Below are 22,384 nucleotides of genomic sequence, written 5' to 3'. Positions count from 1 at the left end.
AGAATTGAGTCAGTTGGCAACCTTAAACATAGACGGCAGAAAGGTCACCGTTCCCGACGGTATAACAATCATTGAAGCAGCTACCCATGCTGGTATCGATATTCCTCACCTTTGCTACTGTAAGGGTCTTGAAAGCACGGGGGCGTGTCGGTTATGCCTCGTTGAATTGGAGGGTGCTAAGGAATTGGTCGTCTCGTGCAGGAGGAAGGTCAAGTCCGGGATGGTGGTGCGAACGAGAACGGACAGAGTCCTTGAAGCCAGGCGTTTCGTTGTACTCACGACTTCGGATATCGAACCTGCCACAAAGACCAGGAAGATTCAGCTATCCGCTGTGGCAATTTCACAACTTGATGAAGTGGGGGAAGTGACTAATGAGTGAATATAAGAAGAAAAGTAAATCATCAAATCCTGCGAGCATTCGTTCCGAAACTAGCTGCGTGGCGAGCATCAAGATGCTGGATAAGACGGCTAGAGAGGGTGTAACCACCGTCTTTCAGCGGTCCAAGGAGAAAAGGCCATGTTCCTTTGGAAGTGTGGGATCTTGTTGCCGGGTGTGCAACATGGGTCCGTGCCAAATCATCCACAAGGAAGCCGGTTCCGAGGTTGGGGTGTGTGGCGCTACACCTGAGGTCATTGCGGCTAGAAATTTTGGTCGCATGATCGCTGCTGGAGCAGCTGCCCACTCTGATCACGCTAGAGAGGTTGTCCTAACCTTTTTGGCAGCAGCCAGAGGCGAGGCACCGGCATATGAAATCAAAGATGAAGAGAAGCTGAAAATGATAGCGAGTGTTCTTGGAGTGGATGTGGATGGAAAGAATAAAAATCAAATTGCCATCGAAGTAGGGGAGAAGGCGCTCGCAGAATTCGGCAAGCAAGATGGAGAGCTTCACTTCATAAAGCGAGCCCCTACAACCAGACAAAAGTTATGGAGGAACCTTGGTATCGTCCCCAGAGGTATTGATCGTGAAATTGTGGAGATGATGCACAGAACGAGCATTGGTGTGGATCAAGATCATAGAAATATAATCCTGCATGGTTGTCGAACTGCTTTGGCAGATGGTTGGGGTGGTTCCATGATCGCCACTGAACTGCAGGATATCATGTTTGGCACACCGGTTCCTTTAAGGGCGAAGGTTAATTTAGGTGTCCTTAAAAGGGACGAAGTCAACATAATCGTCCACGGACACGAGCCATTATTACCCGAGGCAATGGTCATCGCCTCTCGTGACCAGGAGTTACTCGATTTAGCCAAGAAAGCTGGGGCAAGGGGGATAAACATTGCTGGGATATGCTGTACCGCGAATGAGCTTTTGATGAGGCATGGGATACCCATAGCTGGTAATTTCCTGCAGCAGGAATTGGCCATCGCAACTGGGGCCGTTGAGGTCATGGTCGTGGATGTCCAATGCGTTATGCAGTCTCTACCATCGGTGGCTCAGTGTTATCACACGGAGATCGTCACCACATCGCGAAAGGCGAAAATACAAGGTGCAATCCATCTCGAATTCCATGCCCATAATGCCATCGATGTGGCCAAGGATATAATAAAACGAGCCATCGTCAATTATCCCAAAAGGGGAGATGTAGATATACCACAGGAAAAGATGGAGCTGATCGCAGGTTTCAGTCACGAGACGATAGAGTATATCCTGGGAGGAAAATTCCGCTACTCATATCGCCTCCTCAACGACAATATAATTAACGGAAGGATAAGGGGAGTTGTCGGCGTTGTGGGGTGCAACAATCCCCGCGTGAAGTCGGATTTCGTTCACACCACGCTAGTCAAGGAACTAATCGCCAACAATGTTTTGGTCCTAACCACCGGCTGCTCCGCCATCAGTTGTGCCAAGGAAGGATTGTTGGTTCCCGAGGCAGCTGAACTCGCTGGCTCTGGACTGCGAGAGGTCTGCGAGGCGGTGGGGATGCCCCCAGTGGTTCACTGTGGCTCTTGTGTGGATAACAGCCGTATCTTAACTGCAGCTTCTGAGATAATAAGGGAAGGTGGATTGGGTGACGATATGCACCAGATACCCGCCGCCGGTTGTGCTCCCGGTTGGATGAGCGAAAAGGCCATCGCCATCGGTCAATACTTCGTTGCCAGTGGAGTGATGGTCGTATTTGGAGTGTCCTTCCCGACCTTGGGAAGCGAGACCCTATGCGATTTCTTATTTAGAGAACTTGAGGATCTCACCGGGGCGATGTGGGTTTATGAATCCGATCCAATGGAGATGGCAAGGATACTGATCGATCGCATTGACCGAAATAGGAAAGCTCTGGGAATCGACAAGAAGATAGAAAGGGTGCTTTATGACATGGAGATGAGGAGAATGCTTCGTGTCTAAAATCATAGCTTCAGCTGCCATAAGAGGTGCCCATAATATCGTCAAAAGGGCGGAGGAAAATCTCAAAAAAGCCCTCAAGAATTATGGACCGGATAAGGCGGTGAGTTTCCCCAACACGGGTTATTACCTGCCCGTAATTTACAGTATCACCGGGATGAAGGTGAGCACCTTAGGCGATATGCTCCCTGTGTTGGAGAGGGCTAAAGCGCTTCTTCCCCCAGTCCCCGACAAGCGTGTGTGGCTGCCTTATCTTGGTCCCGCACTGGATGCTGGAATGGCCACCCTATTTGCTGACGAAATCATCGAGGCCATAAAGTACGTGAGTGAGAACGTTCCTTATACCATGACGGCTAGTCCCACGGATGAGAATATCTGGCTGGGAGCGGCGGATGATGTGATCATGCGGGAGGGGGGAATCGAATTCGTGGACGGTACGGCTCCCGGTTTTGCAGCCATAGTGGGAGCCGCTCCAACCAATGAGATCGCTGTGAAAATCGCACGGGAGCTGCAAGAGAAGAACTTATATGTTTTCATGTCAGCCACTACCAATGGGAAGAACATGGCGGAGCAACTCGCCGAAGAGGGAATTCAAATGGGTTGGGAGACCAGGCTCGTCCCCTTCGGTAAGGATATCACGGCGACCGTCTTCTCCTTGGGCTTCGCGGCCAGGGCGGCCATGGCCTTTGGTGGAATCAAACCCGGAGATTTTAAACGAATTTTGCTCTACAACAGGCATCGCATCTTCGCCTTCGTTATAGCCTTGGGAGAAGTGGACGACGAAAAATATGCCCAAGTCGCAGGGGCAATCAACTTCGGATTCCCCACCATTGCCGATACGGATATCCCACAGATACTTCCCACGGGCATTTGCCTCTATGAGCATGTGGTCTCAAGTGTCCCCCACGATGAGATCGTCCCCAAGGCCATTGAGGTTCGGGGACTGAAAATCACCGTGACCGAAGTACCCGTGCCTGTTTCTTATGGACCAGCCTTCGAGGGCGAACGAGTGAGGAAAGAGAATCTTTTTGTGGAATTCGGGGGCGGCAAATCTCCTTCTTCTGAACTGCTTTTGATGAAGAGTCTGGATGAGGTGGAGGACAACAAGATCGAAGTCGTCGGCAAGGAAATCGATGATATCTCCGAGGGGTCCTTACTTCCGCTTGGTATTCTAATCCATGTCGCTGGGAGCAAGATGCAAAAGGATTTCGAATCCATCTTAGAGCGGCAGCTTCACCATTTCATCAATGGTGCTCAAGGCGTCATGCATATGGGTTCACGCGATATCATCTGGATAAGAATTGCCAAGGATGCCAAGGAAAAAGGCTTTAAGCTCCACCATTTGGGCGACATCATTAGAGCCAAACTTTTGGCGGATTTCCCAGCCATCGTGGATAAGGTCCAAGTCACCATATATACCGATGAGGAGAGGGTAAAGGAGTTACTCCCGATGGCCAGAGCCATCTATCACGAGAGAGATGAGCGCGTGGCGGGCATGACCGATGAGGGCGTCGATGTCTATTTCTCGTGCACCCTCTGTCAATCGTTTGCTCCGGATCACGTGTGCATCATCTCGCCTCAAAGATTGGGGCTCTGTGGGGCTTATAATTGGCTCGATGGAAAAGCAGCTTTTGAAATAAACCCCACCGGACCCAACCAGCCTGTTTCCAAGGGAGAAGTCATTGATCCAGTTAAGGGTCAGTTCAAAGGGGTAAATGAATTTGTCTACAAAGCCTCTCATAACAAGATAGAAAAGGTCAGCATGTATAGCATGATGGAAGACCCAATGACCTCATGTCTTGTCGCAGATACCGAAATAATCATCGATGACAAACCTGTCAAAATAGCCGATTTTGTCAATGCACATCGAGGAGGCGAGGAATATACAAAATCCAGAGTTTTAACACTTAATCATGGACGTGCCATTTCTAAGAATTTGGTGGCGATGCAAAAATTTCCCGCTCCAAATAGACTGATTTGGTTTAAAACCAAATCTGGGAAGGAGCTTACGCTCACATGTAATCATGGAGTAGCTATCAGTAGAGCTGGAGTTCTAGCTTGGGTGAGGGCAGATTGTTTAAGGATAGGAGATCCAGTTATTTCCCTCAAAAAGCGCAATGTTAATGTCCAAGGAAATGTGGATTATTATTTGGATACCATCACTGATATAAAAGAGGTGCAAAATAAAGGAGATTATGATTTTGTTTACAATTTAACAGTCCGAGAGACGCATTGTTACTTTGCTAATGGAGGTCCACTGCTCAAGAACTGTGGGTGTTTCCAGTGCATCGTGGCCGTTCTTCCCACCACCAATGGGGTTATGGTCGTCAATAGGGAGTTTGCTGGGATGACACCTTCTGGAATGACTTTTTCCACCATGGCTGGCATGGTTGGTGGGGGTCAGCAGACACCAGGCTTCAGCGGTGTGGGGAAGTTCTTCCTGACCAGTCCCAAATTCATCTCAGCCGATGGAGGTTTCAAAAGAATTGTCTGGATGCCCAAGGAACTCAAGGAGGAATTGAAAGATATGCTCGATAAGCGGGCAAAGGAAATTGGTGAGCCGGACTTTGTGGATAAGATCGTCGATGAGACGGTGGCAACCACGGAGGAAGAAGTTCTTGAATTCATGCAGAAAGTGGGACATCCAGCTTTAGAAATGCCACCCATGTTCTAACAAGTCGGTAGGTTTATCACCTCCAACTACCAACTCTCAACTATCAACTAAAATAGGGAGGGAGATATATAAGTGGCGTTGACTGGACTGGATATCTACAAGAAATTACCCAAAACGAATTGTGGGGAGTGTGGCTTTCCAGCTTGCCTTCCCTTCGCCATGAAGTTGGCAGCAGGTCAGGCAGAGCTCGATGCTTGCCCCTATCTCTCTGAGGAGATAAAAGAGGAGCTCGCTGAAGCATCGGCCCCGCCAATTCGATTGGTGACCATGGGCAGGGGAGAAAATGTCCTAAAGATCGGGGAAGAACAGGTGATGTTCAGGCACGAGAAAACCTTCTTCCATCCACCGGGCATCGGAGTGATCGTGGAAGATACCGATCCTCAAGAAGTCATCGATGGGAAGATAAACCAAACTCGCGAGGTCAAATTCGAGAGAGTGGGACAGATATTAAAATCCGACATCATCGCGGTTAAAGCTTCCTCCGGAGATGCTTCAAAGTTCGTCTCCGTTGTGAAAAGGGTAAAGGATTCCCTGGACATTCCCATGGTCCTCATGAGCCAGAATCCCGAGATCATGAAAGTCGCGCTCTCGGTATGTGCTGAGGATAAGCCCTTGATTTATGCGGCGAATGGTGAAAATTATGAAGCCATGGCCAATTTATCCAAAGAATATGATTGTCCCCTGGTGGTTTCTGCAAAGGGTCTTGAGACCTTATCCCCACTTGTGGAAAAGATACTCGCCTTGGGCATCAAGCATCTCGTACTAGATCCGGGTTCCGAAAATGTCGGTTCCACTTTGCATGATTTAGTGCTCATTCGCCGGGCTGCACTTAAGCAAAAGTTTCGTCCATTGGGTTATCCGGTGATAACATTCCCCTGCTTTCAAGCTGAAGATGATCTCATGGAGGCAGCCATAGCTGCTATATATATCATGAAGTATGGGGGAATCATTCTCCTGCGGAACCTGGAGCCTTGGAAGGTATTGCCCCTTTTCGTGCTCCGTCAAAACATCTACACGGATCCTCAACGTCCCATGAGAGTTGAGGAGGGAATTTATCCAATCGGCAATCCCAATGAGACTTCACCGGTTCTCATCACCTCCAACTTTTCTTTAACCTATTTCATAGTTTCGGGGGAGATAGAAGCGAGCAAAATTCCCTCATGGCTCCTCGTTCTGGATACGGAGGGTCTTTCGGTGATGACATCCTGGGCGGCGGGAAAGTTCGTTCCGGAAACGATTGCCCCCTTCGTGAAACGCAGTGGCATTACCGATAAGGTCGAGCACCATAAACTGGTGATACCGGGTTGCGTGGCTCAAATCAGTGGTGAGCTTGAGGATGAGCTTCCCGATTGGGACATAATCGTCGGTCCGCGGGAGGCTGCTGATATTCCGGTCTTTTTAAGGCAGTGGGCCGCCTAACTTTGTGAGGGGAGAAAAATGATCGTCACCAAACAGAAACCCCTTGAGGAAATCTTGAATTTCCTTAAGGACTATGAAGCCATCTTTCTCATAGGTTGCAGACTTTGTGCTGCGATGTACGATACCGGGGGACTTCCTCAGGTCAAGGAGATGGGAGAGAAACTTAAGGCTCGAGGAAAAACCATAACCGGTTTTTCGGCTATTGCCGCTCTTTGCCATGGCAAAAATGTGGAAAAGGAATTGTCCGAAAGGGCGAGGGAAGTCGATGCAGCCCAATCCATACTCGTTTTGGCCTGTGGGGAAGGGGTACAGGTGGTTAGCGAAATCTCTGCTAAGTCGGTTTATCCCGCTCTCGATACCCTATTTTTGGGTGGCATCACGGAAAATCGTCGGTTCGAGGAACATTGCTCACTTTGCGGAGAATGTATTCTAAACCTCACGGGTGGGATTTGCCCTGTGACCCGATGTGCCAAGGGCATCCTCAATGGTCCCTGTGGCGGAGTGAATGAGGGTAAATGTGAGGTAGGTAATGGTAGGGAATGTGTCTGGGTTCTCATCCATGATCGGTTAAAGTCGCAGGGTAAATTGGATAACATCAAAGACATCTTCGATCCGAAGGATTTCTCCAAAGCCCTTCACCCACACTATCTATCTGAAGAAGGGGATAAGTGATGAAATTTCGGGATATATTAAATTCCGAAGAGTTTGTGATCACCGCTGAAGTTGGTCCTCCCAAGGGAACCGATATGCATGAGATGCTTCATGCTGCGGATTTGTTAAAAGGGCGTGTATCCGCGGTAAATGTCACGGATAATCAGAGTTCGGTCATGAGGTTGAGTTCGCTTGCCGCCTGTCACCTCCTTAAAGAAAGGGGTCTCGATCCTATCTTCCAATTGACCTGCCGGGATAGAAATCGCCTGGCACTTCAATCCGACTTGCTGGGTGCCGCCACCTTAGGGATAGAAAATGTTTTGGCATTGACTGGAGACCATCCAGTGGTTGGTGATCATCCCTCGTCCAAGGCAGTTTTTGATCTTGATTCGGTACAACTCCTTAAAGTCATTCATTTGCTGAATAGTGGGAAGGATATGTCCGGTAATGAACTTGTTGGCCCAACGAATTTTTGCCCAGGGGCAACCGTTACCCCTGGTGCCATTCCACTCGAACCCCAACTTTTGAAATTTGAAAAGAAGGTAAAAGCTGGAGCCATTTTCTTCCAAACCCAAGCCGTTTACGATCTCGAAAAATTCAGGGAATTCATGGATTATGCTCGACAATTCAGGGTTAAGATTCTAGCCGGCATTCTACTCTTAAAATCAGCCGGCATGGCTCGCTATCTCAATAAAAAAGTCCCCGGCATTTTTGTGCCAAAGAACTTGATTGACGAACTCGAAAAAGCATCCGACTCCTCTCAAAAGGGTATAGAGATTGCTGCCCGGCAAATCCAGGAGCTGCGGGAAATTTGCGATGGAACCCACATCATGGCCATTGGAGCCGGGGAGAAGGTGCCCAAAATTCTCGACGCTGCAGAGTTATAGATTGAAACCAACAAATTGAGGGAGAGAAAAATCGGTGCCCGAGGAGCAATTGCGCGTTATTTTATTGAAATACACACCGGACCCCGAAGAGACCATAGCTTTGGCAGGAAGGCTTTGCTATTCCCGCGTGGGGGTGCCTCAACTTAGGGAGAAAATGTCCAGGGAGGACAAAGAGAAACTTCTCCACCGTTTGTTGGAGGGGGGTCACCATAGTCCATTAGAGCATGTGAACTTCACCTTTGCGGTAGAGGGTATCTCCAGAGCCTGCAGTCACCAGCTGGTTCGTCATCGTTTGGCATCGTACAGCCAGCAATCACAAAGATATGTGAGCGCCAAGGATTTCGGTTATATCATCCCCCCCGAAATAGCAAAAGATGATGAGCTTCGAGCCAAGTTCATAGAGAATATGGAGAGATTTGCCCAGAGTTATGAGTTCTACGTTGAAAGGCTTAGGGCAAAAGGTCGCACTCGAGAGCAAGCTCAGGAGGATGCAAGATTTATCCTCCCCAATGCCGCGGAGACAAAGATCGTGATGACCATGAATGCCAGGGAATTGATTCATGTGAGCAATGTCAGACTCTGTGAGCGCGCTCAATGGGAGATTCGCCGGTTATTTGAGGCAATAAAGGAGGAAGTGGCAAAGATTGCTCCGACCGTTGCCTCTTATATGGTGCCTAAATGCGACGACAAATTCCTCGGTTACTGCCCCGAAGGTGAGATGAGCTGTGGGAGGGTTCCAACCCGAAAACCATAATTTTCAATGTAAACGTGCTATGGAGTCATGCTTGAAAAGATTGAAAAAGTTAATTGGAGTGATGAGAGGTTGAAGATCGCCATCAGCGGTAAGGGCGGTGTTGGAAAGACCACAATTGCTGGAACTTTGGCTCGTCTTTTTGCCCATGAGGGATATAAGGTATTGGCCATCGATGCGGATCCTGATGCCAATTTGGCCTCCACCATAGGGATACCCGATGAATTGGCAAAGAATATAGTTCCCCTTTCGGCCATGAAGGACTTGGTGGAAGAAAGAACGGGGGCGAAACCTGGATTTCCAGGCGGTTTATTCAAGCTCAATCCCAAGGTTGATGATAGCCCGGACAAGTTTTGCACGGAAGCCTTTGGAGTAAAACTCCTGGTCATGGGAACCGTAGACAAAGGGGGCATGGGCTGTATCTGCCCGGAGAACGCCCTCCTTAGGAGTTTGATGAGGCATCTTCTCATCGACAGAGACGAGGTAGTGATCATGGATATGGAGGCGGGAATCGAACACTTAGGCAGAGGTACCGCCGAATCTGTTGATGCTCTACTTGTGGTGGTGGAACCCAGTTCGAGGAGCATTCAAACCGCCAGATCCATAAAGAAGCTAGCCGAGGATATCGGGATCAAGCGAATTTTCCTGGTGATAAATAAAATACGAAGCGGGGAGGAAGAGGCTTATTTAAGGGAAAATTTGCCTGAACTACCCATTTTGGTTTCGATAAAAGAGAGCCCCGAGATTCGTCTCGCCGATTTGGAGGGAATATCTCCCTATGATGCACACCAATCCCTCGTTCGACAATTGAAAACACTGAAGAGAGAGCTGGAAATCAGGTGCGGGACGAGGTCGTGTAAGTTGTAGGTTCAAGGTCTAGGTGTAATGTTTACGCACATTGGTAACACTTATATTGTCACACAAAAATATGAGCTTAATCTGTATTATTAACGAGTTAATAGTCCATCTTAATCTCGATAAAATTAAAAAATTAAATCATGAACTATGAACTGTGAACCGTGAACCGTGAACGGTGAACCATGAAGGAACCAAACACGAACACGAATATTTAACGAACAACCAACAACGGACAACGAAAATGAGGGGGAGAAATCATGCTCGCAATAGGGGAAAAGATCAATGTGATATCCAGGAAAATAGGAGCCGCCATGAAGGCCAAAGATCCAAAACCAATCCAGGAGCTGGCCATAGCTCAAGTCAATGCTGGTGCGAATATGTTAGATGTGAACATTGGACCGGCCACGAAGGGGGGACCCGAACTCATGGAGTGGCTAGTGAAAACGATTCAGGAGGTTGTGGATATTCCCCTATCTCTGGATACCACAAACCCAAAAGCCGTGGAAGCCGGACTTAAAGTTCATAAGGGTCAAGCCCTCATCAATTCTGCTTCCGGGCAAAAGGAACGCCTCGAGAGCATGCTTCCCCTGGCTAAAAAATATGATGCAAAGATAATCGGTCTAACGATGACCGAAAAGGGGATACCCAGAGATGCCAATGAAAGGGCGAGCATCGCCGTGGATATCATAACGGCGATGGCGGAATATGAAGTCCATCTGGAAAATCTGTATCTAGATCCATTACTCTTGCCAATAGGCGTGGCTCAGCAGCAGACCATGGAAGCTATAGAGGCTGTAAGGTTATTCAAGCAGTTACACGATCCCCCCTTAAAGACCGTGGTGGGCTTGAGCAATATTTCTAATGGAGTTCCCGCCCAAGTAAAGCCAATACTGGATCGCACCTTACTGGCGATGCTCATGACCGTGGGTCTGGATGCGGCCATATTGGATCCTTTGGACGAGGAATTAATGAAGACCCTCAAGACTGCACAGGTATTTCGAAACGAGATTCTGTACTGCCATTCTTATCTGGATTAACAACTGAGCTCTTGCATTTTCTCAAACAGCATCATTATGATTTTTATTTTTTCAGTTTAAATTTGGGATTAAGTCGAGGTGCTTTCAGGTGCTCGAGAAGGAAAAACACAAATTTAAAACTCTTCGCCAAATTTTGGATAAGCACGGAGACGACGCTGGCTCCTTGATCCCCATTTTGCAGAAAGCTCAGAACGCCTATGGTTATCTATCCCAAGAAATTCTGGATCAGATTTCCAAGGAGACGAGAATACCCCTAAGCCAAATTTACGGAGTAGTAACCTTTTACGCGCAATTTAGACTTCATGCTCATGGGGAGCATGTTATTAAGGTTTGCCATGGTACTGCCTGTCATGTTAGTGGAGCGGAAGATATCAGTTTGACTTTGAGTGAGGAATTGGGTATCGAGAGTGGAGAGACGACGAAAGATAGAAAATTTACCCTTGAAACCGTCGCCTGTCTGGGTTGTTGTAGCTTGGCACCGGTGGTTATGGTTGATGAAATGGTCTACGGCCGCTTGACCCCTGGAAAAGCTAGGGAAGTGATCAGAAGATGATGGGTGAGAATGCTGCTCCCAAAATAGTGGTGGGATTGGGGAGTTGCGGTATCGCTGCGGGAGCACGTGAAGTCCTAGCAGCTTTTGAAAGGGAGCTAAAAAGGCAGGGTGTAAGGGCCAAACTTGGTCGGACGGGTTGCCTTGGTCTTTGCTACCGGGAAGTACTTGCCGATGTAATTACAAAAAGCCAAGGCAGGATTTCTTATGGCAATGTCACACCAGAGATGGTTCCCCGCATCGTTGAGCAGCATATAATCAACGATAAACCGGTCGAGGAGTGGATAGTACTCGGTGATGGATATACCACTCCGGATACGGATTTTTTGACCAGACAATACCGAATCGTTCTTCGGAATTGCGGTCGAATAGATCCAGAAGCAATCGAAGAATATATAGCTCGTGATGGATATCAAGCTTTGCAGAAGGTACTTACGGAAATTTCTCCCGAGAATGTAATCTTGATCATAAAAGAATCAGGTTTGAGAGGTCGAGGTGGAGCGGGTTTTCCCACTGGTCTTAAGTGGGAATTTACCCGTAAGGCGAAAGGCGATAAGAAGTATATCATCTGTAATGCTGATGAAGGTGATCCTGGTGCCTTCATGGATCGAAGCGTTCTTGAAGGAGATCCTCACAGTGTGCTTGAAGGTATACTCATCGCTGGTTATGCCGTAGGTGCCCAGGAAGGTTTCATTTATATCCGGGCGGAATATCCATTGGCTGTGAAGCGTCTCAAAATAGCATTAGAACAGGCGAAGTCCCATGGCTTTCTCGGAAATAACATTTTGGGTACCCCCTTTAACTTTAATATCAAAATTAAGGAAGGAGCTGGAGCATTCGTCTGTGGCGAGGAAACAGCCCTTATCGCTTCCATTGAAGGAAGAAGGGGCATGCCTCGCTTGCGTCCTCCATTCCCAGCGACCTCAGGCCTATGGGGCAAACCCACTTGCATAAATAATGTTGAAACCTTCGCCAATATCGCGTGGATAATCTCAAATGGAGCAGGAAAATATAGCGCCATTGGTACGGAGAAAAGCAAGGGCACGAAGGTTTTTGCCCTCACCGGTAAAATTAAGCGCAGTGGTTTGGTTGAGGTCCCCATGGGCATAACCCTGAGGGAGATCATCTTCGACATCGGGGGCGGGATTAAAGACGATGGTAAATTTAAGGCAGTTCAGTTGGGAGGCCCTTCGGGAGGGTGTCTTTCCGCTGATCTTTTGGATATCCCAATTGATTACGAGACCATAACCCGAACGGGAGCGATCATGGGTTCGGGGGGAATGGTAGTAGCCGATGAACGCACATGCGTGGTGGACCTAGCCAAATTCTTTTTGAGTTTTACTCAGAATGAATCATGCGGTGAATGTGTACCCTGTAGATTGGGAACAAAACGGATGTTAGAGATACTTATCCGTCTCACCCAAGGTAAGGGCGAAGAAGAGGATTTATATTTATTGAGGAATCTTGCCAGGGATGTCAAGGTTGCTTCCCTTTGTGGTCTCGGTCAAACTGCACCCAATCCAGTTCTCACAACTCTTGAATATTTTAAGGAAGAATACGAGGCTCATGTGAGGGAGAGGAGATGTTACGCCGGAGTTTGCACGGATTTAACCGTCTTTGTGATCAAGGATAATCTGTGTAAAGGTTGTGGTATATGCGTCAAACATTGCCCAGTGGAGGCCATCGTTGGGAAGAGAAAAGAGATTTATCACATCGATGAATCTAAGTGTATCAAGTGTGGCCTGTGTATGGAGCACTGTCCCTTCGATGCCATTTACAGAGCCTAATTTGTGCCTAGACATAAATAGACTGATCTCTAAGAGCCATCCTTACAGGCGCTAGGCTGCGAGCCTACTCGCTGCTCTCTTAAGGGCAACGCCCTCCATAAGTTCGGGTCGGGCCGTTGCCGCCGCTGTTCGAGCCTTTCGCTTAATGGTTCTCTTAAGATGCGCCTTCCAGGATACTCTTATCGAATTATTAAGTGTGAATTATGTCTAGACATAAGCCCTGATTGTACTCAGGTGAGGAGGATTAAAATGAGGGTCAAGGAGATCATGACCAAAGAAGTTGTTTCCATCGCACCGCAAGCATCAGCGATGGAAGCGGCGAAAAAAATGATAAAGGAGAAAGTAGGTTCCTTGTTGGTCATGGAGGAGGGGAAATTGCTGGGAATAATCAGCGACAGAATCATAGGCCTGGGCGTCTTAGTGCATGCAAAAGATCCGAGAAGAGCAAGGGTTTGTGAATTTATGAGGGAAGATGTGATTTCCGTCTCCCCGGAGATGGATTTAGCCAAGGCAGCGAAAATATTGGAGGAATTGGAGATTAGATACTTACCCGTTGTCGATGATCAAGGTAACGTCGTTGGAATCCTTTCCATCTCGGATATCGCCTGTTTCGTTCAGGGATATATCGATTGTATTCTCGTGGAATTGGGTGCCAGAGTCAAGAAGCGAAAAGTGAAAGACTAAAAAGGCTTGACGGAGAACTATGAACCGTGAACCAATTTAGGTGAGAGGATATGGCTCAAGTAATCGTTACCATTAATGGACGACGAATAAAAACAGAGATGGGCAAGACCATCCTTGAAGTGGCAAAGGAGAATGGGATATATATACCCACCCTTTGCTATGAACCCAGGCTCAAACCCTATGGAGCATGCCGAGTATGCCTCGTGGAGGTCGAGGGAGCCAAGGGATTGCTTCCCGCCTGCGCCACGGAGGTCACCGATGGTATGGAGATTGCCACGGACACTGTAACATTATATGAGATTCGAAAAACCATTGTGGAATTATTACTCTCCAATCATCCCCCCGATTGCTTAGTCTGTGAAAGTGCTGGAAGTTGTGAACTTCAAGATTTGGCGTATAGATTGGGAATCGAAGAAGTTCGCTTCAAGGGCGAGCAGTATGAATACAAAGTTGAGGATTTTAATCCTTTAATTGAAAGGGATCACAGCAAATGTATCCTCTGTGGTAGGTGTGTCCGAATATGCGAAGAGGTCCAGGGGATCAAGGTTTATGATTTTATCAATCGCGGATTTGAAACCGTGGTCACTACTCCCTTCGATCGTTCACTGACGGAAACGGAGTGTGAATTTTGTGGGCAGTGTGTTTCAACCTGTCCCACGGGAGCGCTCATCGACAGACAGAGAAAATTCAAGGGACGGATCTGGGAGACAGCAAAGGTTAGGAGCATTTGTCCCTATTGTGGCTGTGGTTGTCAGATAATTATCCATGTCAAAAACGGTGAAGTCATAGGGATTTCAACCGATGTTGAATGTGGTATAAACGAAGGCAATCTATGTGCCAAAGGTCGTTTCGGTTACAATTTCATCAATCATCAGGACCGCCTTAAAACTCCATTGATTCGAAAGGATGGACGCTTTATCGAGGCTTCCTGGGAAGAGGCCCTGAAGGTTGTGACCACCAATCTCTCCAAAATTAAGACCAAATATGGAGCTGATTCGATCGCTGGATTATCCTCCGCGAAGTGCACCAATGAGGAGAATTACCTCTTTCAAAAGTTCATGCGCGCCGTCATTGGAACGAACAACGTTGATCATTGCGCTCGCCTTTGACATGCCCCCACCGTGGCCGGTCTGGCCGCTGCATTTGGAAGTGGAGCGATGACAAATTCCATCGCAGATATCGCTCAAGCCGATGTTATCCTGGTCATCGGATCAAATACCACTGAGGCCCATCCCATCATCGCTCTTCAAATAAAGAAAGCGGTCCGGGAAAATGGCGCCAGACTCATTGTAATAGATCCGCGTAAGATCAAATTGGTGGACTATGCCCATCTTTGGCTACGCCAAAAACCAGGTACGAACGTCGCGGTCATAAACGGGTTAATGAATGTGATTCTCGAGAAAAGTCTCGCGGATGAGGAATTCATAGCCAACCGTACGGAGGGAATTGAGGAGTTAAAGGCGATTTTACCAAAGTATACTCTTGAGGTGGGGGAAAGAATTTCGGGAGTCCCTGCCACCGACCTACGCCAAGCAGCTCGCATCTTCGCCCAAGCCGAAAGGGCTACCATCATCTATTCCATGGGCATCACCCAGCATACCACCGGGACCGATAACGTCCTTTCTATCGCCAATCTGGCCATGCTCACCGGCAATATTGGAAAACCCGGAACGGGGGTGAGTCCCTTGCGCGGTCAAAATAATGTTCAAGGCGCCTGCGATATGGGTGCTTTACCCACTACACTTACCGGTTATCAAAAGATTGCCCACGATGAGGTACGAGCGAAATTTGAGAAGGCCTGGAGTTGCAGGTTACCCAAAGAAGCTGGTCTCAGTGTTGTGGAGATGTTTGAAGCGGCTCTCCAGGGAAGAATAAAGGCCATGTATATCATGGGGGAAAACCCCATGCTTTCCAATCCGGACATTACCCATGTTGAAAAGGCTTTAAGGACATTGGATTTTCTCGTCGTTCAAGATATCTTCCTTACCGAGACCGCAGAGTTTGCGGATGTCGTTCTCCCCGGGGCCACCTTTGCTGAAAAGGATGGTACTTTCACAAGTACTGAAAGAAAGGTGCAGAGGGTAAGGAAGGCAATAAATCCCCCAGGTAAGGCAAAGGCTGATTGGGAGATCATCTGCGATTTAGCTAAAGCCATGGGTTATGAGATGGGTTATTCCTTTCCGGGTGAGATAACGGATGAAATTGCTTCTCTAACTTCCACTTATGGGGGAATCCTCTTCGATAGGGTTAATTCCTCCGGTGGGATTCAGTGGCCTTGCCCCTCATTGGATCACCCGGGAACGACCATTTTGTATCAAGATAAATTTGCCCGAGGTTTGGGGAAGTTCCATCCGGTGGAATATAAACCCCCCTCTGAGGAACCGAGCGAAGAATATCCCTTGATCCTGACCACTGGAAGGTTATTATTCCAATACCATACCGGGACCATGACTCGACGCTCCAAGGGGTTAGAGGAAATCTGTCCCGCGGGACCAGCGGAGATCAATCCGGAGGATGCAGCCGCTTACCGGATCAAAGAGGGAGAAGAGGTGATTTTAACTTCGCGACGAGGGAAGATCAAAGTTAGGGTCAATATCACTGAACGCTCACCCCAAGGCACGATCTTTTTACCCTTCCATTTCTCCGAATATCCCGCCAATGTCATCACCAATCCCGCTCTCGATCCTCTCGCCAAAATTCCCGAATTTAAGGTTTGTGCGGTGAGAATCGAAAAACTCTAATTCTTTAAAGGACTCATTAAAAAATCAAAACGGTCGATAATATTGGTGAGTATGGAAAATGGTGTGAACCATGAATCCTTTCAGGGAAAAGACTACACTAATTGAGAGAATAAAGTGGTTGATTGTAATAAGATGGGTGGCCGTAGCGGGAATGCTTTTGGCTACCCACTTCATTAGAATGATTGGCAATCTATCCTTCCCCATGATCCCATTATATGTCATTGCCGCTATCATCGCCCTCTATAATATATTCTTTATAGTTTGCGGAAAGCTCATGAAATCAAGGGATTATGTGCAGGCGGATTTGGAGAAGTTTGCCAGTGTACAGATTGTCTTCGATTTGGTGGCCCTAACATTCTTAGTACATTTCTCTGGTGGTGTGGAAAGTCCCTTCATATTCTACTTCGTATTGCATATGATCACCGCTGGAACGATGCTATCCACCATTACCAGCTATCTCATTGCGACCCTTGCCATTCTGCTCTTCGGTTCCGTAGTGGTTTTGGAATACCTGAAACTCATTCCCCACATTCACATCATTACCTTCATCAAGCCCGACCTTTGTACCCTGAGGATATTCAATGCGGGCACGGTGACCATTTTAGCGAGCACCCTTTATTTCACGGTGTATTTAACCAACTACCTAATCAATATAATCGAGAAAAAGCAGGAGGGAATAGAAGAACTCTCTGCTCTTTTGGAGATAGGAAAATTGATAAATTCCACCCTAGAGCTGGATGATATATTGGATTTGATTTTGCATAGTGCCATTAGAATTACCGGTACCTCAGCGGGCAGCATAGCCCTCTTCGATGAGAAGAATCTCGAATTTTCAATTAAAGGGGCGGTTGGGTTCAGTGAGGAGTTCATGCATACCCTCAAATGGAAGGTAAGACCGGGGGGTATGACCGATCTGATATTGAAGAGTAGAAATCCTTTGGTTTTGGAAGACGCGCTGAAGGAGCCCACATTCAATAATCCCATAGCTCTCGAGGAAGGGATCAGATCCCTTATCGCCGCACCACTCTTGGTTGAAGAAAAAATAATAGGCATTCTTTACGTTGACGATTTTAAACCTCGGACCTTTTCTGAAAGTGAAGTGCGGTTGGTTTCCTTCCTGGCGATGCAAGCGGCCATCGCCATCAATAATGCACAGCTTCATGAACGAACTCGCTGGCTGGCAGCAACCGATGGTTTAACCAAGGCCTTCAACCACAGATACTTTTACGAGCATTTGGAGAAAGAGATGAAGAGAGCCGAACGTTATAATCACCCCCTCTCCTTGATAATGATGGACATTGACTATTTCAAGGACTACAACGATGTCTGTGGTCATAAACGAGGAGACGATGTCCTCAAGCAAGTGGCCAAAATGCTCATCAAGACCACGCGAAAATTCGATGTAGTTGCGCGGTATGGTGGTGACGAGTTCACCATCATCTTACCCGAAACGGACAAGACCGAAGCCTTGAACATCGCGGAAAGAATAAGAAGAGACGTAGAGCAGTATGTTTTTTCTTTTGATGATTCTCCTGAGAAGAGGTATCTCACTATGAGTTTGGGCATCGCTACTTGTCCCTACGATGCTGGGAACGTAGATGAGCTTGTCGATGCGGCAGATAGGGCATTATATAAGGCGAAGAGGCGTGGACGCAATAGAGTATGCCTTTTTCTTAACTCGCCGGTGGTTTAACTCTTTCCCCATTCAAATCATAATTCCCCTATCTTTATTTATTCCACTTTTGGGCTATAATCTTAAAAGGTGAGTCCAATGCAGTTAATCAAGAGAGGTAGCAGAGGGAATGAGGTTGTTGATATCCAAACAAGATTGATCAAACTTGGGTTTAATCTGGGCCCAACCGGCGTGGATGGCATATTTGGAAAGTACACGGAGAGAGCGGTGAAGGAGTTCCAGCAGGATAGAGGATTACTTGCCGACGGTATTGTGGGCGAAGATACCTGGCGTGAGCTCGTGGAAGCAACCTATAGATTGGGGGATCGCCTTCTGTATCTCCGATCCCCTTTCCTTCGGGGCGATGATGTCAAGCAGCTCCAACGTTGGCTCAACACTTTGGGATTTAACGCTGGTCCGGTGGATGGTATCTTCGGTCCTCTTACAGAGAAAGCCGTGAGAGAATTCCAGGAAAATGTGGGACTTGTGAGCGATGGGATAGTGGGTCCTTCTACCCTGGGAGCCTTTCAAAATTTCAAAAGGATTCTTAAATCCAATGAACACGCAGATTTTCCCGTAAGAGAGGAAGAACCCCTCGATTCAATCGGGGGTGTAATTTCCATATTAAAGGGTAGGAGAATTGCGGTCGATTTTGGTCACGGGTATCCCCCCGATCCTGGCGCCGTGGGCCCCACGGGGCTAAAAGAGAGTGAAGTTTGTGAGGATTTGGGGGAAAGATTCGGGAATCTCCTCGATCTTTTGGGAGCGAAGGTTATTTACACCCGGAAGAAGGGAGAATTTGTTGGACTATCTCAAAGGGCTAATTTGGCCAATGATGTCAAAGCTGAACTATTCATAAGTTTTCATGTCAATGGTTCAACGGATCCCAAGGCTGAGGGTTCGAGCACCTATTATTTTGCCAGTGGGAATCATTTTTCAAAGAGGGGTAAAAAACTCGCCCAGGTTATTCAGGAGGAGTTGGTTTCTTCCCTGGGGAGAAAGGACGGGAGGATCCATGGCAAGAATTTTTTGGTTTTAAGGGAAACCAGAATGCCCGCAATTCTGGTTGAACCCGTGTATATAACCAACCCAGGGGAAGAAAAGTTATTAAAGGAAGAGGCCTTTCGCCAAAAGATTGCTGTTGCCATCTTCGATGGTTTAAAGAGATATTTTGAGGCATAAATGGGCTTGCGGATGGAAACGTATTATGATATACTTCTGGCGATTTGGGCAAATAAGATTCTAGGAGTTGGTGGAAATTTTATGTGGTAGATGCCTATATTTAAGGGTTATTGCACCTATTTTAAGTTTATTCTTGGTGCCAAACCTAATTACCCCAGCAGTGGCTACACCTCAAATATCCGAAAAGAGAGCTCAGCTTCAAAGGGTAAAAGCCCAAATCGACGATATAAACCGAAAGTTGGATGAAGTAGTTGAGGAATACAATCAGGCCAATTTGGCTCTCAATAGAACGAGACGGGAAATACGTCACAATGTTTTAAGGCTTCAGGAGCTTGAGAGAGATTTAGCTCAAAATAGAAAAATCTTGAATGATCGGGTTGTGGGGATATATAAGCATGGTAAGTTGAAATTCGTCGAGGTCATCTTCAATGCCAAGAGCTTCGACGAATTTCTCTTTCATTTCGACCTTTTGATACGAATCGGCAGTAAAGATGCCCAAATCGTCAAAAGAATAATCGCCGATAAAGCTGAGATTGAGAGGAGAAGAGAGGAGCTTCAGAGGCAGGAGAGGAAACAGCGGCTACAAGAGGAAGGATTAAAAATCAGGAAATCTGGAATAGAAGCGGAGCTTTCTAGGAAGAGAGCATTCCTTTTCTCCCTTCAGGAAGAAATCACCGCTCTTCAGCGTGAGGAGGAAGCCAGGCAGGCGAGATTACTTGAAGAAATCCGCCGTGAGCAAGAAAGGCGTCGGCGAATGCTCCAAGAGCAATCTGAGGAGCGGGAGAAATCAAGAGTTGCTGTTTCTAGAGGTGCCATCGGCGCAGCACGTGGAGATGTGGTTGGTATTGCTATGAGATATTTGGGAAGACCATATGCTTGGGGTGCCGCAGGTCCCAATGCTTTTGACTGTTCTGGATTTGTTATGTATTGCTCCGGGCAAGTGGGAGTTTCACTCCCACATTCAAGTGCAGCCCAATATAGTTGCGGAAAACGTGTAAGTCGAAACGAATTGCAACCCGGGGATTTGGTTTTCTTTGGGCGAAGGCACATTTCCCACGTGGGGATATATATCGGTGGAGGAAATTTCATTCATGCCTCATCTTCTGGAGATGTGGTTAAGGTTTCGAGCCTTGATAGCCACGGAGGATACGTGGGTGCCTGCCGACCCTAATTAATTTGAGATGAAAATACATACAGCCGATTTGCCCCTTAAAAGCGGTGCGAAAATAGATCTCATCGACATAACCGGTGAACTTTTCAATTGCTTCTCGAAAAGCAAAGTCACAGATGGTGTCATGATCGTCTATTCTCCTCACACCACTACAGCATTGATCATAAATGAGAATGAGTCCCGTCTCGTGAGCGATATCAAAATTGCGGTGAAGGACATCATCTCCTGGGAGAAAGATTATGCCCACAACCTCATCGACAGCAATGCTCCCTCCCACATAGTTGCAGCTTTCCTGGGAAATACCTTAAACTTACCCATTTCTGGGGGAAAGATAGAGCTTGGAACGTGGCAAAGCGTTTTCCTTTTGGAATTGGATGGTCCCCGCTCAAGACAGGTTAAGGTGAAGATAATTGGAGAGTAATTTCTCCGTTGGATTGGTCTACCACACCCTCTATCTCGAACACGACCCCGGTCCCAATCATCCAGAAAGTCCAAGCCGTCTTCTTTGCATCCATGAGTTATTGGAAGAAAGAAAATTCTTGTCGCGGTTAACCCTGATATCGCCGAGAATGGCTTCCCTCGAAGAACTCACCACAGTCCACGATCCTTCGTACATTAAAAGAATCGAAAATTTTTCCAAACGAGGTGGAGGATACTTAACTCTGGATACCGCACTTTCTTCCAAATCTTATGAATCAGCTTGTCTGGCTGCGGGGGGCATCCTCTCTGCCATTGACGAAATCTTCAGCTCAGAGATTCGAATGATTTTCTGTCTGATAAGACCCCCTGGTCACCATGCCCTTGCCGATCAAGGGATGGGTTTTTGTCTCTTTAACAACCTTGCCATTGGAGCCAAATACGCTTTGGAGAAATACAAAATCTCTCGAATCCTTATCATCGATTGGGATGTTCATCACGGCAACGGTATTCAGGAAATTTTTTATTCGGACCCCAGAGTCCTCTATATATCCTTACATCAATATCCCCTCTATCCGGGCACGGGATCTCTTGACGAAGTTGGATTGGGTGAGGGGAAAGGATTTACCATAAATTTACCCTTCCCCTACCACACGGGAGAACAAGCCTACATGCGGGCCTTTGAGGAGATAATATCACCCGTGGCAGATCAATTTGAGCCCCAGCTTTTGATGATAGCCTCAGGTTATGATGGTCACTTTGCGGAACCCTTGGCTTCCCTCAATCTCATGGTGGGCAGTTTTGCCAAGATGACGGCCAAGGTAAAGGAATTGGCGAAGATGTTTTGCCAGGGTCGCCTCATTTTGTCTTTGGAGGGAGGCTACAATCTCAAAGCCCTTTCCCACTCGGTACTGGCCACCATAAATGAATTGGCTGAACTGGGACACGAAGTATCTGATCCTTACGGCTCTCCCAGTACCACTCCCGGAGGAGCAGAAGACGTATTTGACGAGGCAAGAAGAATTCATGAGAAATATTGGAAACTTTGATACAGCATGCATGATTCAGGATCTATGATGATTGTAATTTCAAAATTTGTGGGAGTTAAGCATGCATTTTGCAACGTGAAAATGTGTATAATAGGTTTTGAGGGATAGAAATATGCGGTTTCATTTGTCGGGACGTGGCGCAGTTTGGTTAGCGCGCTGTCTTCGGGAGGCAGAGGTCGCCGGTTCAAATCCGGCCGTCCCGACAATTTCATTTAGTCAATAGCCGATCGCAGTGGGAATGGTTTCCAGGGGTGACAGCGAGCCGGAAGGCGAGCGTCCTCAGGGGGACGGAGTCCCCCTAGGAAGGCGGTCAGCGCCAGGTGGTTCAAATCCGGCCGTCCCAGCTATAAAAACCAGTGAAGAGTCAAAAGTCAAGAGTCAAAAGTGATGTCATGAAAAGACTAGCCTCCTTTCAAACCTCCTGATATAAAGGAGGAAAAACAAAGAAAGAGGCAGTCATTTATATGTTGGTTTAGACCAACACAAGAAACACTCATATTTTACCGTAAAAGGAG

General features: G+C 47.4%; 18 protein-coding genes and 1 tRNA gene. All 19 read left to right on the top strand.

What is annotated here, in order from left to right; genetic code table 11:
• Positions 1-4: 4 nt before the first annotated feature.
• The 19 genes from QMD66_05335 (at position 5) to QMD66_05245 (ending at position 22,072) form a co-directional block, all read left to right on the top strand.
• Complete coding sequence (locus QMD66_05335; GenBank protein MDI6822263.1) at positions 5-379, top strand: 2Fe-2S iron-sulfur cluster-binding protein; 375 nt, start codon at positions 5-7, stop codon at positions 377-379.
• A complete protein-coding gene (gene cooS, locus QMD66_05330; GenBank protein ID MDI6822262.1) occupies positions 372-2,342 on the top strand; it encodes an anaerobic carbon-monoxide dehydrogenase catalytic subunit in 1,971 nt (656 codons plus the stop codon). The genes QMD66_05335 and cooS overlap by 8 nt, the downstream gene beginning before the upstream one ends.
• Positions 2,335-5,013: an acetyl-CoA decarbonylase/synthase complex subunit alpha/beta gene (gene acsB / locus QMD66_05325; protein MDI6822261.1), complete on the top strand. Its 2,679-nt coding sequence runs from the start codon at positions 2,335-2,337 to the stop codon at positions 5,011-5,013. Before cooS ends, acsB begins: the two co-directional genes overlap by 8 nt.
• Positions 5,014-5,085: 72 nt before the next feature.
• Positions 5,086-6,432 carry an acetyl-CoA decarbonylase/synthase complex subunit gamma gene (gene acsC / locus QMD66_05320; GenBank protein ID MDI6822260.1) on the top strand — a complete coding sequence of 449 codons (1,347 nt, stop codon included), beginning with the start codon at positions 5,086-5,088 and terminating at the stop codon, positions 6,430-6,432.
• A gap of 18 nt (positions 6,433-6,450) precedes the next feature.
• Positions 6,451-7,104 carry a methylenetetrahydrofolate reductase C-terminal domain-containing protein gene (locus tag QMD66_05315; GenBank protein ID MDI6822259.1) on the top strand — a complete coding sequence of 218 codons (654 nt, stop codon included), beginning with the start codon at positions 6,451-6,453 and terminating at the stop codon, positions 7,102-7,104.
• The gene (locus tag QMD66_05310) at positions 7,104-7,970 is read left to right on the top strand and encodes a methylenetetrahydrofolate reductase (GenBank protein MDI6822258.1); all 867 of its coding nucleotides are present in this window, start codon (positions 7,104-7,106) and stop codon (positions 7,968-7,970) included. The genes QMD66_05315 and QMD66_05310 overlap by 1 nt, the downstream gene beginning before the upstream one ends.
• Positions 7,971-8,004: 34 nt before the next feature.
• Positions 8,005-8,724 (top strand): FAD-dependent thymidylate synthase, encoded by a 720-nt coding sequence (gene thyX, locus QMD66_05305; protein ID MDI6822257.1) that lies wholly within the window; start codon positions 8,005-8,007, stop codon positions 8,722-8,724.
• A gap of 69 nt (positions 8,725-8,793) precedes the next feature.
• Complete coding sequence (locus QMD66_05300; protein ID MDI6822256.1) at positions 8,794-9,588, top strand: carbon monoxide dehydrogenase accessory protein CooC; 795 nt, start codon at positions 8,794-8,796, stop codon at positions 9,586-9,588.
• A 248-nt stretch (positions 9,589-9,836) separates the two neighbouring features.
• Entirely contained in the window at positions 9,837-10,616 is a 780-nt protein-coding gene (locus QMD66_05295; protein ID MDI6822255.1) for a dihydropteroate synthase, read from the top strand.
• Positions 10,617-10,746: 130 nt separating this feature from the next.
• The gene (nuoE, locus tag QMD66_05290) at positions 10,747-11,169 is read left to right on the top strand and encodes an NADH-quinone oxidoreductase subunit NuoE (protein ID MDI6822254.1); all 423 of its coding nucleotides are present in this window, start codon (positions 10,747-10,749) and stop codon (positions 11,167-11,169) included.
• Positions 11,169-12,953, top strand: coding sequence for an NADH-quinone oxidoreductase subunit NuoF (locus QMD66_05285; protein MDI6822253.1), 1,785 nt, complete (start codon positions 11,169-11,171; stop codon positions 12,951-12,953). Before nuoE ends, QMD66_05285 begins: the two co-directional genes overlap by 1 nt.
• A 249-nt stretch (positions 12,954-13,202) precedes the next feature.
• A complete protein-coding gene (locus tag QMD66_05280; protein MDI6822252.1) occupies positions 13,203-13,637 on the top strand; it encodes a CBS domain-containing protein in 435 nt (144 codons plus the stop codon).
• Between the two features lie 50 nt (positions 13,638-13,687).
• The gene (fdhF, locus tag QMD66_05275) at positions 13,688-16,378 is read left to right on the top strand and encodes a formate dehydrogenase subunit alpha (protein MDI6822251.1); all 2,691 of its coding nucleotides are present in this window, start codon (positions 13,688-13,690) and stop codon (positions 16,376-16,378) included.
• A gap of 70 nt (positions 16,379-16,448) precedes the next feature.
• Positions 16,449-18,071, top strand: coding sequence for a sensor domain-containing diguanylate cyclase (locus QMD66_05270; GenBank protein MDI6822250.1), 1,623 nt, complete (start codon positions 16,449-16,451; stop codon positions 18,069-18,071).
• A 78-nt stretch (positions 18,072-18,149) separates the two neighbouring features.
• Positions 18,150-19,232: an N-acetylmuramoyl-L-alanine amidase gene (locus tag QMD66_05265; protein ID MDI6822249.1), complete on the top strand. Its 1,083-nt coding sequence runs from the start codon at positions 18,150-18,152 to the stop codon at positions 19,230-19,232.
• A 136-nt stretch (positions 19,233-19,368) separates the two neighbouring features.
• Positions 19,369-20,403 carry an NlpC/P60 family protein gene (locus tag QMD66_05260; GenBank protein ID MDI6822248.1) on the top strand — a complete coding sequence of 345 codons (1,035 nt, stop codon included), beginning with the start codon at positions 19,369-19,371 and terminating at the stop codon, positions 20,401-20,403.
• Between the two features lie 10 nt (positions 20,404-20,413).
• Positions 20,414-20,824 (top strand): secondary thiamine-phosphate synthase enzyme YjbQ, encoded by a 411-nt coding sequence (locus QMD66_05255; GenBank protein MDI6822247.1) that lies wholly within the window; start codon positions 20,414-20,416, stop codon positions 20,822-20,824.
• A complete protein-coding gene (locus QMD66_05250) occupies positions 20,814-21,869 on the top strand; it encodes a histone deacetylase (protein ID MDI6822246.1) in 1,056 nt (351 codons plus the stop codon). Before QMD66_05255 ends, QMD66_05250 begins: the two co-directional genes overlap by 11 nt.
• A gap of 128 nt (positions 21,870-21,997) precedes the next feature.
• Positions 21,998-22,072 (top strand) — tRNA-Pro (locus QMD66_05245).
• Positions 22,073-22,384 lie beyond the last annotated feature (312 nt).

It is taken from the genome of Actinomycetota bacterium, assembly GCA_030018275.1.
Taxonomy (GTDB): domain Bacteria; phylum Actinomycetota; class Aquicultoria; order Subteraquimicrobiales; family Subteraquimicrobiaceae; genus Subteraquimicrobium.
This window is presented reverse-complemented; position numbering and strand designations above follow the sequence as displayed.

Bases quoted from the DNA above. Each gene is read 5' to 3' on its own strand.
- QMD66_05285 (MDI6822253.1), top strand. From the start codon at position 11,169: ATGGGTGAGAATGCTGCTCCCAAAATAGTGGTGGGATTGGGGAGTTGC.
- QMD66_05270 (MDI6822250.1), top strand. From the start codon at position 16,449: ATGAATCCTTTCAGGGAAAAGACTACACTAATTGAGAGAATAAAGTGG.
- QMD66_05310 (MDI6822258.1), top strand. From the start codon at position 7,104: ATGAAATTTCGGGATATATTAAATTCCGAAGAGTTTGTGATCACCGCT.
- QMD66_05295 (MDI6822255.1), top strand. From the start codon at position 9,837: ATGCTCGCAATAGGGGAAAAGATCAATGTGATATCCAGGAAAATAGGA.
- QMD66_05280 (MDI6822252.1), top strand. From the start codon at position 13,203: ATGAGGGTCAAGGAGATCATGACCAAAGAAGTTGTTTCCATCGCACCG.
- QMD66_05265 (MDI6822249.1), top strand. From the start codon at position 18,150: ATGCAGTTAATCAAGAGAGGTAGCAGAGGGAATGAGGTTGTTGATATC.
- cooS (MDI6822262.1), top strand. From the start codon at position 372: ATGAGTGAATATAAGAAGAAAAGTAAATCATCAAATCCTGCGAGCATT.
- QMD66_05255 (MDI6822247.1), top strand. From the start codon at position 20,414: ATGAAAATACATACAGCCGATTTGCCCCTTAAAAGCGGTGCGAAAATA.
- QMD66_05315 (MDI6822259.1), top strand. From the start codon at position 6,451: ATGATCGTCACCAAACAGAAACCCCTTGAGGAAATCTTGAATTTCCTT.